Consider the following 15,333-nt stretch of genomic DNA (forward strand, 5'->3'; position numbering starts at 1 on the left):
AATCCTCAGGCTTGACATGACCGAACGCGACCCTCTTGAGATCACTTCTACCGCGGCAGGGTTCACCTTCCGCTCGGTAACACATGCCGAGGCTGCGCGCCCCGCGCAGCTCAAATCCGGGCATCACACGCTGATCCGGTTGCTGTTGCTGGCCTGTCTGTCCTTGTCGTCCACGGCCGCCATGGCCATGCAGATCTTCGTAAGGACCTTGACAGGCAAAACCATTGCGCTGGAGGTCGAGGCAAACGATTCGATCGAAAACGTCAAGCAGAAGATCCAGGACAAGGAGGGCATCCCGCCGGACCAACAGCGGCTGATCTTTGCGGGCAAGCAGTTGGAGGACGGGCGCACGCTGTCCGACTACAACATTCAGAAGGAATCGACCCTGCACCTGGTGCTGCGCACCACATCGCGCGAACCATTGCCTGACAGCCAGTCCGTTCGGCAGTTGCTAACCGCGCAGGTTCAGGTCAGCCATCGCTTCACGATGACGCAACTCAGCCATGTGTGGGAGCGGCTGGAGGCCACGCCAGATAGCACAGGCAGCTGGGTGGCCGGCAGCGTCGAGCACGGGCGCACGCGGGCGGACGGGCGTGATCCAGGGTTTCACACGCAGGGCCTGACCTGGGGACTAGACCGCCCTGTGAGTGCCTGGGGCCGGCCTTGGCGCGTGGGTCTGGCCCTAGGCCATGGGCGTGACCGCACAGACACCGACGCGCAGGGCTCGCAGCTCCAGGCACGCCAGACCACAGTGATGGCCTATGTGCGCCACGGCGAGCCCGGTCGGTGGCAGCTTGACGCCCTGGTGGGCCATGGCGAGATGGCGTTCAAGAGCCAGCGGATGTCCGATGTGATGCTGACAGCGCGTCGATCGGGCCAAGTCAACGTGGCAGCCATTCAGCTCAGCCAGACCCTCCAGTGGGGTGCGCTGGGGTGGCAGCCGCATTTGCAGGCTTCGGCCAGCGAGACCACCCTGGGGGCCAGCACCGAGACCGGGTCAGCGCTGGCGGTGGCGTATGAGCGCAGCCGCTTCAGCAGCCGGTCGGCATCGCTGGGCATGAAGCTGTTCACCGATCTGCCCGTGGCCAGCGGCATACTGAGGCCATCTGTGGACCTGCAGTACGGTCGCCACCACCAAGGTGATTTGAAGCAGCCCGTGCACTACGCCGATGCGTCAGATGACCCCATGGATGCGACCCTGGCGATGCAGGGCGTGCCCCGTGAGCAGTGGTCGGCCACCGTGGGCCTGCGCTTCCACGCCGGGTCGGCCGTGATGGCGCAGCTACAGTATGTGCATCTTCATGGTTCTGAGCGTTACCGATCACAGGCCCTGCGCGCGGGTGTGTCCGTGGCCTTCTGAGCGCGCGGAATGAGCGCGATCGAACTGCTGAGCCAGTATCGAGCCTTGGGGGGCGTGGCCGACAACGTACAACTGCGCCAGGGGCCCCACGGGTGGGGCCTGTTCGTGGTCGATCCAAGCCAACCCGTTCGGGTGTTCACGCCCGCCCACCTGCTGATAGCCCCAAAGGATCTGCGACTGACCCGACAGGGGCACGTGCAAGTGAGGCCGCAGGCCGGGCTAAGCCCCGATCTGGTGTGTTTTCATGAAGCCTACCAGCGTGAACTGGGCTGGGGCGCTGCTGGTCTGGCGCGCAGCGTGCGCCAGCACCGGCAATGGCAAGCCTTGCCAGAGGCCCTGCGGCACTTTTTGTCACTGCTGGGGGGCCGTGCGGCCACGCACCAGCCCCCCACACCGGAGCAAGCTTTTGAGACCCATTGCATCAGCCGGCAGATCGGGGTCAATGGCCACTCACGACTCATGCCCGTGCTGGAACTCATCAACCATGCCCCTGACGGGGCGCCTTATGTGGTGAACCAAGGCATCGGCCTGACGGGCCGCTTCACCGACGAAGTCTGGGCCTGCTATCGGCGTCGGATGGATGGTTTTCACTTCTTCTTCAACTACCACTTTGCCAGCCCATGCCGAGTGGTGCTGTCGTGTGCCGTCACCATCGAGCTGCCGGGCCTGGGGATGCTGCGCATTGGCCGGGACGACGGGCAGGTCGAGCACCGGCAGGGGGCCTCATGGCCCCGCATCACCACCCACCCTGGAGAAATCCACCTGTCTTTTGTGGCGCTGGCCGACCAGGATGCACCCACCCAGCCCCGCGAGATATTTGTGCGCCTGATGGCCGAGCATGGCTTGCCCACAGCCCGTGGACATGACCTGTTCGATGGATTGATCGCGCACCATCGGCAGGTGTTACAGGCCCTTATCCAGGCGTGTGAGGTGGATGCCGGCGCCGATGTCGGGCTGGCACACCAGCTTCGGCAGGTGGCCCAAGGCCAACTGGCACTCGCGACCTGATCTTGATCCAACAGAGACTTGCGGACGTCGGGCCCCAGGCCCGCGATGGCTCTTGATCGAAAGACCTGCTCCTGGCCCTGTGCATCAGCGCTTGTTGGACCTGCGGCGCGTTCCTGCGTGACGTGCTGGCCAAGCCAAAAATATTCTTGATCGGGGAAGAACGTGACCTTGCAGAACTTGCTGGGGATGACCCTTGCGCCATCGCCTTGACAACAGTTATGACACCCGGCAACATCCCCTCATGAGCAGAAACACCATGAGCTTTGCGCTGCCTGAAACCATGCGCCACTACATCGACGCGCGCGTCGCGTCTGGGCACTATGGCAACACCAGCGAGTACATCCGCGACCTGATCCGCAAGGATCAGGAGGCGCAAGCCATCCGGCGCCTTCGCGGCCTGATCGAAGAAGGTCTGGCATCCGGCCCTGCCGAGGCCCGCACTGAAGCCGAGCTGACTGAGTTGCGAGCGATCGCACGCGGTGAGCGCCCTTGATGAAACCGGCTGGACTCCGTCCACAGGCCAAACAAGACCGCCTGGCTGAGATCAGACACTACCGCGACGTCGCTGGCACCCGCGTTGCTGAAACACTGGTGCTGGCCACCGAACTCGCCTTGGACTTGCTGGAGCGCCAGCCCAGCATCGGCTCACCCACACTGGGCCAGCAGATCGGCGCCCCCACCCTGCGCTCATGGCGTGTGGCAGGTTTTCCGTTGATGTGGTTCTACATCGAGCGTGACGACCATCTGGACATCATCCGCTTGCTGGGTGAGCGACAGGATGTCCTGGCGATTCTGGCCTCCGAAGGGCCACTTTCGGCACACGAGCCTGAGGCCCCGTATCGCAGCGCGCCTTGAGCGCTGCCTCACAGACCACTCAGCCTGCCACCACCGGCCTCGCAGAAGCTTCGACGACCCGCTTCTCCAACACCGCCACCGTACGCCGCAAGGTTTCATAACGCTGGCGCTTGTTGCCCCCATTCGTGGCCAGCCAGTTCGAGCCCACACCCACCGCCAGGCCCAACCACCAGGTGTTGGTCGCCACCAGCACCGTCTTCGCAGCAGCCCCCGTCACATCCACCACGCCTTGGCCTGCAACAGCTCCACCGTCTGGCCACCCGCGTCCACGATCTCGATGTCATGCCCCGGCTGCGTGGCCGAACCCGCCAACTGCGCATGCAGGCCCTCGGGCAGGTTGCCATCGTTCAGATGCGACACCAGCTCCATCTCGAACAGCTTGCCCTTCACACCACTGACCAGGCCCATCAGCTCGTCGGCCGACATCCGCTGCGCCGCATCCGCGAAACCTTCACCCTGCGCAGCCAGGCCCGGATAAGCCAGCGCGAACGCGCGCTCGACCTCCTCAGGCACCATCGCCGGGTTGGCCACCATGTCGGCCAGCGTCACCCCGCCCACCACCAGCAAGTCCAGCAAATCCTTGGGACGACACTCGCGCTGCGCCAGCTCGATGGCCGCCATGCGACGCTGTGAACGCGCTCGCACCTCCGCGCTCGCCTTCTGCAAACGCTGGCGCAGCACCTCAAAATCGCGCTCGGTGATGGCAACGGTGTCCACTGCGCCCGACACCGTGCCCAGCACCCCGCTCACCGCGCTGGCCGTGGCACTGCCCACGGCGGGTGCCACCTTTTGCGCCGACGCCCCCACGCTGCCGGCCGCCCGGCCCACCACGCCCACGGCGTCAGCCGTGTAGCCCGCCACATGGCCGGCCAAGGGCACACACAATACTGCCATGAAGCCACGCATCCACGCAGTGAGTCCCAGCTACTACGGCCAGCACGCCCAGGCCTACGCCGCATTCACACGCGCCGTGGACATGGCCCCGTTGTACGCACGCTTTCTGCCGCATGTGCCCGCAGGTGGACTCATCCTAGATGCGGGCTGTGGCTCAGGACGTGATGCGCTGGCCTTTCTGCAACGAGGCTATGCGGTCGAAGCCTTCGACGCCAGCCCTGAACTCGCACAACTGGCATCACAGCACACCGGCATCCCCGTCAAAGTGATGCGTTTTCAGGAATTGGACGACACCGCCCGCTTCGATGCCATCTGGGCCTGCGCCAGCCTCTTGCATGTGCCTGCACACGAACAAGCCCAGGCCTGGGCACGACTGTGGCAAGCACTCCAACCCGATGGCGTGATCTACGCCAGCTACAAGCTGGGGCAGGGTGAGCGGGTGGACGACGCAGGAAGGGCTTTCACGGACGCCGACGAGCAACGCCTGTCCGAATGGCTGGGTCCATTGCCCGATGTGTCGCGCGTGGACACCTGGTTGAGCACGGACCAACGGCCGGGCCAAGCCCAAACGTGGTTGAATGCCTTGGTGCACCGACAGCCCGCCAAGCGATGACCCTTCACAGCCAGGACGTCCTCAAAGCCTTTGAACGCATCCGCGTTTTTCAGCGCGGAGAACAGCGCGCCGTCCACAAGCCGCTACTGATCCTGCTGGCGCTGGCACGCACCGCACAAGATGCGCCCCGCATAGTCACCTTCGAAGACATCGAAGGCCCTTTCAAGAACCTGCTGGCCGAGTTCGGTCCAAGCAGCGCACCCAACTCTCGTCACTATCCCTTCTGGCATCTGGCCACCGATGGCATCTGGCAACTCGAAGGTTCGGCAGACTTTCTCAACCGGCCCGCGGGCGCCACGCCCAATCTCACCGAACTACGCAGATTGCACATCGCTGGTGGCTTTGCGCCCGAAGTGGACGCAGCGCTGCGAAGTGATCCCGCATTGCGTGCCCAACTAGCGCATCAACTGCTGGACGCCCACTTTCCCGAGACTCTGCACGGCGACATCCTGTCTGCCATTGGGCTGGACCTGAGCACACCACGCACGGGAGAGACCACTGAGAGCGACCGGCAGTCCCCGCGCCGAGATCCCCGCTTCCGTGAGCGTGTGCTGCGCGCCTACGAATACCGCTGCTGCGTGTGCGGCTTCGACCTGCGCATCGGCAACATCACAGCAGGCCTGGAGGCTGCGCACATCAAGTGGTTCCAGGCCAAGGGCCCCGACATCGAAGCCAACGGACTGGCCCTGTGCGCCCTGCATCACAAGGTGTTCGACCTGGGCGCCTTCACCATCCTGCCCGACACGTACAGCATGGTGTTCAGCCAGCACGCGGTGTCTGGCGAGGCCTCACGCAAGATGCTGCTCGGCTTTCATGGTGCGGGCATCATCCTGCCGCAGAGCAAGGACTACTACCCGAGGGCTGAGTTCTTGCACTGGCATGAGAAGGAAGTGTTCAAGAAACCCGGGAGAGAGGCGTGAGGCGAGATTGGACACGCGATGAGGTACTGGCCGCACTGCACCTCTACACGCAGTTGAGCTTTGGTCAACTCCATCAGCGAAATCCCGAGATTCAATCTTTGGCGCAGCACATGGGCCGAACGCCCAGTTCCGTGGCGATGAAGTTGGTCAATCTCGCCAGTCTGGACCCGCAGATCACCGGAAGCGGACGAAAAGGCCTGGCTGGCGCTTCGAGGCTGGACCGCTCAGTGTGGGCGGAACTCCAGTCCCACTGGGACGTGACGGCCACACAAGCCGCTACAGCATTCGAGCGAATCACTGATCAGACTGATCTGGTCGCCATAGATGATGCGGACTCAAACCCTCTGCCCGATTTTGCGGAAGGCCAAACGAGAGCAGCCATTGTGCAAGTGCGAAAAAACCAGCACGTCTTCCGGCGAGCTGTACTGAGCAGCTACAACAACAAGTGCTGCATCACCGGACTGGCAGACGAGCGACTGCTCGTCGCTAGTCACATCGTGCCTTGGAGCGAAGACAAAGAGAATCGGCTGAATCCGCAGAACGGCTTGTGCCTGTCAGCACTGCATGACAAAGCATTTGATTTGGGGCTGATCACCGTGACACCTGAATATCGCGTGCTGGTTTCTCCGAGCCTTCATCGAAGAAGTGCTGACAGGTTCATCGCCGATAGTCTTTTGAAGTTTGATCAACACCTGATAGATCTGCCAGAGCGATTCAAACCGAAGGCTGAATTCCTCGCATGGCATGGAAAGCGGTTTGGATTCATCTGAAGCTCATCGCATGAGCCAGTAAGACTAACGCGCGATCAGTTAACTTGTTGAGGGGAACTGACAAGAGTGCCTTCGTCGATCCCGCATAGCTTCTTTCCAAAAATCCCATCACCGCTAGCCGTCACAATCAGTTTGTGTGTCGCGCGCGTAGCTGCCACATAGAACAGTCTCGCTTCTTCCTTCTCGTCTTCTCCCGGGATTGGCATTCTGCCCAGGCCAGGAATGGCCACCACAGGAAACTCTAGGCCCTTGCTAACCTTCATCGTCATCACTCGAATCACGTCTCGCTCAGGCTTGAAATCCCCTGTAGCTTTGCGAACTTGATGGGGCAAGCGCATGCGCGAAAGTACCTGTGCACACACGTTCATGACGGTGTAGTCATGACACAGCACAGCCATATCACCCCATGCATAGCCGTCGCTGTCGTGGGCCTCTCTCAGCAGCTCTGCAATGCGCGTGGCCTCATCACGCAGTGTAGGCAGACGAACCATGATGGGCTCGTCGCCATCACGCCCACACCCGATGGGCTTGACCAGTGGGATGCCATCTTCATCTCTGTCTTCTGGCGTGAGCAAGTCGGCAGCAATCAAGCTGGCAGTTTGCAGAATCTGCTTCGTATTGCGATAGTTGATTTTCAGAATCGTGGTGCGTCCTTGCGCTTGGATGCCCACGCTTTTGAAACTGAATTGGCGTGAACGGCTGCGTTCGTAGATGCTCTGGGCATCGTCATACAAGAGCAGCAGGCTGTTGGTACTGGGGTCCACCATCTGTGTGACCAGCTTGAGCCATTCGGGCCGGAAATCGTGTCCTTCGTCGATGAGTATCGCCTGATACTGGCCAGACGGAATCTGTTTGCGATCCACCGCGCGGATCACTGCTTCAACCATGTGGTCAAAGAACTCTTTGCCTTGCGGAGGCAACGTCTGACCAAAGGTTGTCAGTTGACGGTAGCACCAGCGATGGAAGTGGATGGCATGCACACGCTCTGCAATGCCCTTGGCCTTGTACATCGCATCCAACTTCACGGCCAACGGCTCGTTGAAGCACAACACCAGGATGGGCTTACCGGAGGCGTTTGCCTTCGCCAGGTACTCGGCCCGGTAACCTAGGATCATGGTCTTACCCGATCCGGCCACCCCATGAATCACGCGATGACCGTCACCCAAGCTACGGGCCAATTGCTCTTGCTGGAGATCCATCACCCGCATCACACTTGGCAGCTCGGTTTCCTCATCTCGATCGTCAAACAGTGCGCCTTGCGTTTGCACTCGCACCTCTGGAAACATGATCCAGCGAACCCGATCAAGTTGGGGCATCGAAAGCGCACCGCGAAATGCATGAGGAAACATGTCCCACAACCGCCGCTGAAACACCTCGTCGTCGACGGTTTCGGTCATCTCGTCCTTACAAATGACCAGATGTGACTCGATGGCCTCATTCAAACCCGAGGCTTCAAACTGATTGCGAGTGATGTTCGCAAGCACCACCCCATAACCCCATGGAAAGGCCAACTTACCTGCGTACAACCCTGGACCTTGAACCAGTTGGGGATCACGCTCAAGCGCGTTGACCACTTGGATAGCGCAGTGTCGTGCCTGCGCCAGCGGATTGATGACCACCTTGAGTTGCCCGTCAGGCACGATCTCAAAATACTGCCGGGTGGCAGCATGAATGGTTTCCAGCCTCCAGTCCTTCACCTCTAGGATTAACAACCCACGCCGGGGGTGCAGCACGACAAAATCGGGATGTGACTGTTTGGGACCCACTGGCACGTCATACCAGAGCAAATAGTCATCTTCGAGCTTTTGCTCCAGGCGCTGCGCCAGACGACGCTCACCGCCAGTCATGCGCGCACTGCATGTACTCAATGCCGGAATCAATACTGCCATGTCTCATCCTCCGTCTGCATGAACAGAGAAGCATGGGAACTCCCACTGGCAGCAAAGCAAGACGCATGCGGCAGCTCAAACCGAAAGGCTTTCTCAGCGAATAGTCTCTTGCTAACCTGATACAGGATCACTGCTGCGGCTCCCTGGCGTCAGGCGGGCCTACTTTCCACCGAGGTTTGGCCTGACGTATCCAAGCGTAACGGAATTCATTACGGTTGTAGGGGCATTCCACGCATTCACGGTGCAAATACCGGTCGCGGCGCTGGCATTTGCGGACGATGCGCTCACATCGCACCGCAGCGCCAGCCTCAGGCCGTGGTCTTCACCATCCTGATCGCATCAAACGGGCACACGATCACGCACTGCACGCACACCGTGCAGCCGCTCTCGTCGTGCAGCACCGAGCGCTTACGGCCCCAGCCGTTCGGTCCATCGGTTTCCAGCCACAGCACCTTGGGTTCGCACACGGCCACGCAGCGGCCGCAGCCGGTGCAGCGCTCGGGGTCGATCTCAGGCAGGGCCTTGGGATGCGCCATCGGGAGCCGGATACTTGCGCGCATTGATCACCATCTTGCGCTGCGCGGCGTCAATCAGGTCCACGTCCAGCGCGGTGCTCAGCTGCACCAGGTACAGCAGCACGTCGGCCATTTCCTGGGCCACGGCTTCCTTGGTGTCCGGCGGCAGGTCGCGGCTTTGCGCCTCGGTCAGCCACTGGAAGGGCTCCAGCAGCTCGGCGGCTTCCACCACCAGGGCCGAGGCGAGGTTCTTGGGCGCATGAAACTGGCCCCAGTCCCGCTCCGCTGCAAAGCGTTGCAGGGCCTGGGCCAGTTGCGCAAGGCTGTCGCTCATGGGCGGCTCAGCCCAGCAGCTTGGCCAGGCCCCAGATGGCGCACGCGCCCGACACCGCAGCGGCGATGGTGCGCAGGCCGCGGTGGGTGGAGAACAGCGCCAGCGCACTGCTGGCGAGGATGATGCCGAAAAGGTAGGTGAACTTCATGGACGGCATCTTAATGGCGGCGCTCGCCGGGGTGTCAGACGGCCAGGCGCTCGATGCGCACCTTGGGCTGCTTGACCGGGTCGACGATGTAGCCCAGGGCCCGCCCGATGATGTCCACCGAGTTGTCGAAGCAGCCGTGCGAGGCCGCCTCGGAGCCCGCACCGTTGGCCACGCGGCGCTCGCGCAGGACCTGCAGGTTGGTGGCACCCACGCCCAGGCCATCCCAGAAGGTTTGCCACTGGGCCACGTCTGCCACACGGTCGCGGGCCCACATGTCGTCGGCCGCATCGGGCGCCACCGAGGCCGCCTCGAAGCAACGCGCCATGCCCAGCAGCGGCATCTTGTGCGTGTCCTCGAACGAGCGGCTCACCAGGTAGAGCAGGGACTTGCGGTAGGGTCCCACGGCATCGTCCCGCTCGTTCTGATCCGACAAGACGTGGATGTGGAAGTCGCGGGCGGCCAGCACGCCTTTCTGGATGGCAGGCACGTAGTGGTCGAGCGCAAAGCGCGTGGTGCAGGCGGGCGCAAACAGGCGGGTGCTGGCGGCCTTCAGGCCGGCCTTGCCCATCTGCTTGAGCATGGAGCCGAGCACGATGCTGCCGGCCGAGTGGCCCATCAGGTGAATCTCCAGCCCGGGCAGTTGGGCCTGCAGGGCCCGCAGGTGCGGCACCATCCGGCGCACGCCGCCTTGCGTGTCTTCGCTGGCGCGCATGGCATTGAGCTTCATCTGCCCCCACAGGGCACCGCCTGGGGCGCGCAGCACGGGTTCGAGCATGCGGTCGGTACCTTCGGTGATGCGGTCGAGCCAGCCTTTGGCTGGCGCCACGCCGCGCACGCCCAGGCCAAACTTGGCGGCGCATTCTTCGGCCAGGTCAGACACGGTTTCAAGCGCGCCAGTGCGCCAGCTGATGAACAGCGGGTAGATGCCGTTCGCCAGGGCATAGGGCGCCATGACGCGGATGCGGCTGATGGCGTCGCTTTCGCTGTTGAGGCCGCCGTGGGCGTAGATCATGAGCTTGGCGCTGCCGCGCGCCTTCAACCAGGCCAGCGGGCGGTGCAGGGTGGCCGCCTCCAGCGCGGTGATGGCGTTCTCGGCGGTGATGTCGTTGCGCACCGGAAAGCCACGGTCCAGCACGATGGTGTGCCGGTAGGCCTGGTCGGCGTCGAGCGGGCGGTGCTCGGGTTTCTGGATGTCGCGGTAGCGGCGCGTCAGGGCGTCGTCACCGGCAATGAGGCCGGCAGGGCGGTCGGGCGCCCCATCCGACATCGCCGAACCAAAGGGCACCAGAAAGCGCGGCGAGCGCGACACCGGCTGCTTGCCCGAGGTGCGGCGGTGCGAGGGCACGCCCAGCGTGAACACCCAGGCGTCGGTGCCGTGCATCACCCAGTCTTCATAGGGCAGCAGGGCAAAGCCGTGCGAGCCCCAGCCCGGGCCCCAGGAGTTCTGCACCACAAAGCCCTGTTCGTTGTAGCCCACCAGGGCAAAGGCGTGGCCACCCGCGTCCTTGGGCTGGGCCACGGGCTTGATGCGCACCAGGTCGGCATGGCCGCGCAGGGTCTTGCGCGCGGGCACGGCCCAGCCTTCGTGCACGGTGGCCGACACGTACACGGCGCCGTTCTGGCGGATGGCGGCCTGCAGGTCCACCACCGAGCGCATGTCCACCCGGTAGTACACGCCCAGCGTGCAGGCCAGTGCGTCCACGTCCCAGTTGCGGTCGGGGTCGTCGGGCTGCTCGGGGTCTTCCACTGGGGTGGCCGGCACGCGCCGCCCCTTGCGGTCGAGCGCACAGGGCCACAGGGCTTCGCGGCACACGCCGTGGCGCTGCCAGCCTTTGAGCGCCCCGCGGCAGCTGGAGCCTTCGTAGTCCTCACCGGGCCATTCGTCGTACATGCGCGCCAGCTGGTAGAGCATGGCGGCGCTCACGCGGCGCGCCTCACCGCCCACCTGGGGCGATCCCATCTCCCGCACGAACAGCAGGTAGTTGATCACCGCCGCCAGGCCGAAACCGGTGCAAGCGCCTTCCGAGCCCTGGTCCAGCAGGTGGCCGGCCGCGGCGTAGGCGGGCAGCCACTGCTTGACCTCGGCGTCGGAGGGCCACTGCGCGGGCAGGTTGCCCAAGGGGGGCTGGTAGGGCCGGTCGCGCAGGTCCAGGCGGTCGGGGCGGGCGTCCAGCGACACGGTGCGCTGGCCAATGACAAGCTGCCGGGTGGGCATGTTCCATCTCCTCACTGTGTTTTGTCGTGAGGGTGCGGGTCGCACTTCTCACTTTGTGAGATTCATCGTATCGACCGGGCGCCAGGTGCCCATCACTCACTCTAGGGGGGCCACGGAAACCCCTACTTGTCACCGCCCGCCTTTCTCCACACCATTCACATCTGAAATCAATTGATGTCAGTTTGAAGGAGCCGCCGTGTCAGTCACCCCCTTTCCCACGCCCGAGCACACCGATGTGCTGATCATTGGCGCGGGCCTGTCCGGCATCGGCGCGGCCTACTACCTGCAGCGCGACCAGCCCGGCAAGTCCTTCGTCATCCTCGAATCGCGCACCACTTCGGGCGGCACCTGGGACCTGTTTCGCTACCCCGGCATCCGCTCTGATTCCGACCTGCACACCTTCGGCTACGAGTTCAAGCCCTGGGTGAACGACAAGGCCATTGCCGACGGCCCCGACATCCTGGCCTACCTGCGCGAGACCGCGTCTGAGAACGGCATCGACCGCCACATCCGCTACCAGCGCAAGGTGGTGTCGGCCGCGTGGTCGAGCGCGGATACCCGCTGGACCGTGACCGTGCAGCACACCGACACGGGCGAGACCCACACGATGAGCTGCAAGTGGCTGTTCTCGGCCGCCGGCTACTACCGCTACGACCAGGGCTTCACGCCGCGCTTCGAGGGCATCGAGCAGTTCAAGGGTCAGGTGATCCACCCGCAGCACTGGCCCGAAGACCTGAACTACCGCGGCAAGCGCGTGGTGGTGATCGGCTCGGGCGCCACCGCCGTCACTCTGATCCCGTCGATGGCCCGTGAGGCCCAGCATGTGACCATGCTGCAGCGCACGCCCACCTATGTGATGACGCTGCCCGCCAAGGACCCGATCGCCAACCTGGCGCGCAAGCTGCTACCCGCCGACAAGGCCTATGCCTTCGCCCGCCGCAAGAACATCGGCCTGCAGCGCGGCATCTGGCGCTTCTGCCAGAAGTACCCCAAGGCGGCACGCCGCATCATCCGCTTCGTCAACAAGGCCTCCCTGCCCAAGGACTACCCGGTGGACGTGCACTTCAACCCGCCCTACAACCCGTGGGAGCAGCGTCTGTGCGCCGTGCCCGATGGCGACCTGTTCAAGAGCATCAAGGCGGGCAAGGCCTCGGTGGTCACCGACCACATTGACACCTTCACTGCGGGTGGCATCCGCCTGAAGTCGGGCCAGGAGCTGCCGGCCGACATCATCGTCACCGCCACGGGGCTGAACCTGCAGCTGTTTGGCGGCATCTCGCTCACGGTGGATGGCGAGGCGGTGGACCTGTCCCAGAAGGTGGCCTTCAAGGGCATGATGCTCAGCGACCTGCCCAACTTCGCCTTCATCGTGGGTTACACCAACTCGTCGTGGACGCTGAAGGTGGGCCTGCTGTGCGAGCACTTCTGCCGCCTGCTGGCCTACATGGACGCGCACGGCCACACCGTGGTGCGCCCGCGCCTGCCTTCAGCCGACATGCCCACCCGCCCGCTGCTCGACTTTGGTGCCGGCTATGTGAAACGCGCGCTGGGCCACCTGCCGCGCCAGGGCACCAGCGGCCCCTGGGTGATGGCGATGGACCCCAACCACGACGCCCAGGTGTTGCGCCACGGCCCCATCGAAGACCCCTGTTTGGTGTTTGACACGGCTGGTCGCGCCCGTCATCCTGTGGCTGCCCCGAACCAGGTTGCCGTTTCGGCCTGACGCACTGCAGTCCCATGACCCACACACCGCCCGCTTCCACAGCCCCGCACCCCGCCATCGTGCCGCGCGAGAAACTCTCGTTCGGCTTCGACCGCGAGATCCCGAAGTACTGGCTGGGCGGTGACCCGTTCAAGACGCGCTTTTGCGACGCCATGTCCACCATCTTCCCGGAAGGCGAGCGCTTCTTCATCTCGTGCGTGCGCGACTTCCGCGACCAGGTCACCGACCCGCAGCTGCTCGACGAGATCAAGGACTTCATCCGCCAGGAAGGCCAGCACGGCATCATCCACAGCGAGTTCAACGCGCACCTGGTCAAGCAGGGCATCGACGTGGACCGCTTCGAGGGCTACATGAAGTGGTGGCTGTTTGACGTGCTGCGCAAACGCCTGCCCAAGAAGCAGACCCTGGCCATCACCGCCGCGGCCGAGCACCTCACCGCCATCATGGCCGAGGCCCTGTTCCAGCGCAAAGAGGTCATGGGCGCGGCCGACCCGCGCATGTTGGCCCTGTACGCCTGGCACGCCATGGAAGAGATGGAACACAAGGCCGTGGCCTTCGACGTGATGCAGAAGGTGGCCAAGGTGGGCTATCTGCGCCGTGTGATCGCCCTGATCGAGACCACGCTCTCGTTCAACATCAACGTGCTGTCGTTCGCCAATGCCATGCTGCGCACCGATGGCTTCAGCCGCTGGCAGCGCATCAAGCTGTTCGCCAAGGGCCTGGCCTGGGTGTATGGCCCGGGCGGCATGTTCATGGGCACCTGGCGCTCCTACGTGCGCTACTTCAAGCCCGGCTTCCACCCCTGGCAGGAGCCCCCCACACCTGTGTACCAGTTGTGGCTCGACACCTTCAACCGCACCGGCGACCCGGTCGAAGCCGGCCGCGTGGTTTACGCTGCCGCAGCCTGAATCGGGGCCGGGCCGGGAATGGGCGCCACGCACACCCGGTTGCGCCCCTCGGCCTTCGCCCGGTAGAGGGCCTGGTCGGCCAGCGCGATGAGCGCCGCCGGCGTCATCTGGGCCTGGAGCGCACACGCCACCCCGATCGACAGGGTGACCCCGACCGACTGCCCCTCGATCTCCCAGCGCTGCGCCGCCATCAGTTCGCGCCAGCGTTCGGCACGCTCGCACACCGCATCCAGCCCCATGTCGGGCAGGAACAGCAAGAACTCCTCCCCCCCATAGCGGCAGCACAGGTCGCTGGTGCGCATGTGCTGCGCCAACAAAGTCGAGACCTGGCACAGCACCGCATCGCCCATGGCGTGGCCATGCTGGTCATTGATCTGCTTGAAATGGTCCAGGTCGATCAGCAACAGGCTGACGGGCGAGCCGTCGCGCGCGCAGCGGTCGAACTCACGCTGCAGAGAGTCGTTGAGATAGCGCCGGTTGTAGAGCCCGGTAAGCGGGTCGCGGTTGGCCTGCTCGGTGAGCCGCGTCTGCAAGGCCCGCACGGCGTCCAGTTGCCCCTGCAAGGCGAGCTCACTCTGGCGCAACTTGACCCGCGTGTCGTTGAGCACCACGGTGCGCCGGTAGGCGCTGCGCGCAAACAGCACCAGATAGGTGCCCAGGGCACCCAGACACATCAGGCTCACCAGCAGGGACGTGTCGGGCGCAAACGGCGCGGCGCCCCCCAGCAAGGCCACCAGCACAGCACCCGCCACCGTGGCCGCCAGCGCCTGTCCCACGCCCGCGCCACCGCGGAACGCCGCCAGGTTCATGCACCCGCAGATCACCAGCAAGCCCATGATCCACAGCGGAAAGCCCAGCAAGGCCGCCCAGACGCCGAAACAGAAGTTGTCCAGCTGCATGTTCTGGATCTCGGCCTGCAAGGGATCGGCCGCCCGGCAGGCCCGCCAGAACACCACATGGGGATAGACCAGAAACTGCAGGCCCATCGCCCCCCACATCACCAGGCCCTGCCCATGCTCCTGAAAGTACACCGCAAAGATCGCCACCGCCCACAGCCATGACGCCGAGCGGTTGCGGTGATTCATGCGAACAGCCCAGTGGAGCTTTTTGGCGGACAAAGTGCGGACCCAGGGTGAAGCAGACGATGCTGCAAACAGGCACAAAATGTGCCATCACCTCCA

At 63.9% G+C, this 15,333-nt stretch carries 17 protein-coding genes; 9 read left to right on the forward strand and 8 right to left on the reverse strand.

Features of this window, described 5'->3' with window-relative positions; all coding sequences use genetic code 11:
- Window positions 1–16: 16 nt before the first annotated feature.
- The 4 genes from RBT42_RS13000 (at window position 17) to RBT42_RS13015 (ending at window position 3,223) form a co-directional block, all read left to right on the forward strand.
- Window positions 17–1,360: a ubiquitin-like protein gene (locus tag RBT42_RS13000; protein ID WP_320365783.1), complete on the forward strand. Its 1,344-nt coding sequence runs from the start codon at window positions 17–19 to the stop codon at window positions 1,358–1,360.
- A 9-nt stretch (window positions 1,361–1,369) separates the two neighbouring features.
- Window positions 1,370–2,368, forward strand: a complete 999-nt coding sequence (locus tag RBT42_RS13005; protein ID WP_320365785.1) for a hypothetical protein — start codon at window positions 1,370–1,372, stop codon at window positions 2,366–2,368.
- Window positions 2,369–2,609: 241 nt separating this feature from the next.
- Window positions 2,610–2,861, forward strand: coding sequence for a type II toxin-antitoxin system ParD family antitoxin (locus RBT42_RS13010; RefSeq protein WP_320365787.1), 252 nt, complete (start codon window positions 2,610–2,612; stop codon window positions 2,859–2,861).
- The gene (locus tag RBT42_RS13015) at window positions 2,861–3,223 is read left to right on the forward strand and encodes a type II toxin-antitoxin system RelE/ParE family toxin (protein WP_320365789.1); all 363 of its coding nucleotides are present in this window, start codon (window positions 2,861–2,863) and stop codon (window positions 3,221–3,223) included. The genes RBT42_RS13010 and RBT42_RS13015 overlap by 1 nt, the downstream gene beginning before the upstream one ends.
- A gap of 19 nt (window positions 3,224–3,242) precedes the next feature.
- On the opposite strand, the gene RBT42_RS13020 is transcribed toward RBT42_RS13015, so the two are convergent.
- Window positions 3,243–3,449, reverse strand: a complete 207-nt coding sequence (locus tag RBT42_RS13020) for a hypothetical protein (protein ID WP_320365791.1) — start codon at window positions 3,447–3,449, stop codon at window positions 3,243–3,245.
- A complete protein-coding gene (locus RBT42_RS13025; RefSeq protein ID WP_320365793.1) occupies window positions 3,437–4,117 on the reverse strand; it encodes a hypothetical protein in 681 nt (226 codons plus the stop codon). Before RBT42_RS13025 ends, RBT42_RS13020 begins: the two co-directional genes overlap by 13 nt.
- On the opposite strand from RBT42_RS13025, the gene RBT42_RS13030 reads away from it, so the two are divergent.
- From RBT42_RS13030 to RBT42_RS13040, 3 genes are read left to right on the forward strand one after another with little or no spacing between them, the layout of a single operon-like run.
- On the forward strand, window positions 4,116–4,730 hold the full coding sequence (locus RBT42_RS13030) for a class I SAM-dependent methyltransferase (protein ID WP_320365795.1): 615 nt from the start codon (window positions 4,116–4,118) through the stop codon (window positions 4,728–4,730). The two genes, RBT42_RS13025 and RBT42_RS13030, sit on opposite strands and share 2 nt — an antisense overlap.
- A complete protein-coding gene (locus tag RBT42_RS13035; protein WP_320365797.1) occupies window positions 4,727–5,650 on the forward strand; it encodes a phosphorothioated DNA-binding restriction endonuclease in 924 nt (307 codons plus the stop codon). Before RBT42_RS13030 ends, RBT42_RS13035 begins: the two co-directional genes overlap by 4 nt.
- Complete coding sequence (locus RBT42_RS13040; RefSeq protein ID WP_320365799.1) at window positions 5,647–6,420, forward strand: HNH endonuclease; 774 nt, start codon at window positions 5,647–5,649, stop codon at window positions 6,418–6,420. Before RBT42_RS13035 ends, RBT42_RS13040 begins: the two co-directional genes overlap by 4 nt.
- A gap of 35 nt (window positions 6,421–6,455) precedes the next feature.
- Here the strand turns inward: RBT42_RS13040 and RBT42_RS13045 are convergent, their stop codons facing one another.
- From RBT42_RS13045 to RBT42_RS13065, 5 genes are all read right to left on the reverse strand, one after another.
- Window positions 6,456–8,309 carry a DEAD/DEAH box helicase gene (locus tag RBT42_RS13045; protein ID WP_320365800.1) on the reverse strand — a complete coding sequence of 618 codons (1,854 nt, stop codon included), beginning with the start codon at window positions 8,307–8,309 and terminating at the stop codon, window positions 6,456–6,458.
- 308 nt (window positions 8,310–8,617) lie between these two features.
- Complete coding sequence (locus RBT42_RS13050) at window positions 8,618–8,845, reverse strand: ATP-binding protein (protein WP_320365802.1); 228 nt, start codon at window positions 8,843–8,845, stop codon at window positions 8,618–8,620.
- Window positions 8,820–9,158, reverse strand: a complete 339-nt coding sequence (locus tag RBT42_RS13055) for a nucleotide pyrophosphohydrolase (RefSeq protein ID WP_320365804.1) — start codon at window positions 9,156–9,158, stop codon at window positions 8,820–8,822. Before RBT42_RS13055 ends, RBT42_RS13050 begins: the two co-directional genes overlap by 26 nt.
- 7 nt (window positions 9,159–9,165) lie before the next feature.
- The gene (locus RBT42_RS13060) at window positions 9,166–9,306 is read right to left on the reverse strand and encodes a hypothetical protein (RefSeq protein ID WP_320365806.1); all 141 of its coding nucleotides are present in this window, start codon (window positions 9,304–9,306) and stop codon (window positions 9,166–9,168) included.
- Window positions 9,307–9,340: 34 nt separating this feature from the next.
- Window positions 9,341–11,521: a C1 family peptidase gene (locus tag RBT42_RS13065; RefSeq protein WP_320365809.1), complete on the reverse strand. Its 2,181-nt coding sequence runs from the start codon at window positions 11,519–11,521 to the stop codon at window positions 9,341–9,343.
- A gap of 196 nt (window positions 11,522–11,717) precedes the next feature.
- On the opposite strand from RBT42_RS13065, the gene RBT42_RS13070 reads away from it, so the two are divergent.
- Window positions 11,718–13,244: an NAD(P)/FAD-dependent oxidoreductase gene (locus RBT42_RS13070; protein WP_320365811.1), complete on the forward strand. Its 1,527-nt coding sequence runs from the start codon at window positions 11,718–11,720 to the stop codon at window positions 13,242–13,244.
- Window positions 13,245–13,258: 14 nt separating this feature from the next.
- Complete coding sequence (locus RBT42_RS13075; protein WP_320365813.1) at window positions 13,259–14,152, forward strand: metal-dependent hydrolase; 894 nt, start codon at window positions 13,259–13,261, stop codon at window positions 14,150–14,152.
- On the opposite strand, the gene RBT42_RS13080 is transcribed toward RBT42_RS13075, so the two are convergent.
- Window positions 14,134–15,237, reverse strand: a complete 1,104-nt coding sequence (locus RBT42_RS13080) for a diguanylate cyclase (protein ID WP_320365815.1) — start codon at window positions 15,235–15,237, stop codon at window positions 14,134–14,136. The genes RBT42_RS13075 and RBT42_RS13080 overlap by 19 nt on opposite strands.
- Window positions 15,238–15,333 lie beyond the last annotated feature (96 nt).

Source organism: Aquabacterium sp., assembly GCF_034003525.1.
In the GTDB taxonomy this organism is placed as follows: Bacteria; Pseudomonadota; Gammaproteobacteria; order Burkholderiales; family Burkholderiaceae_C; genus Aquabacterium.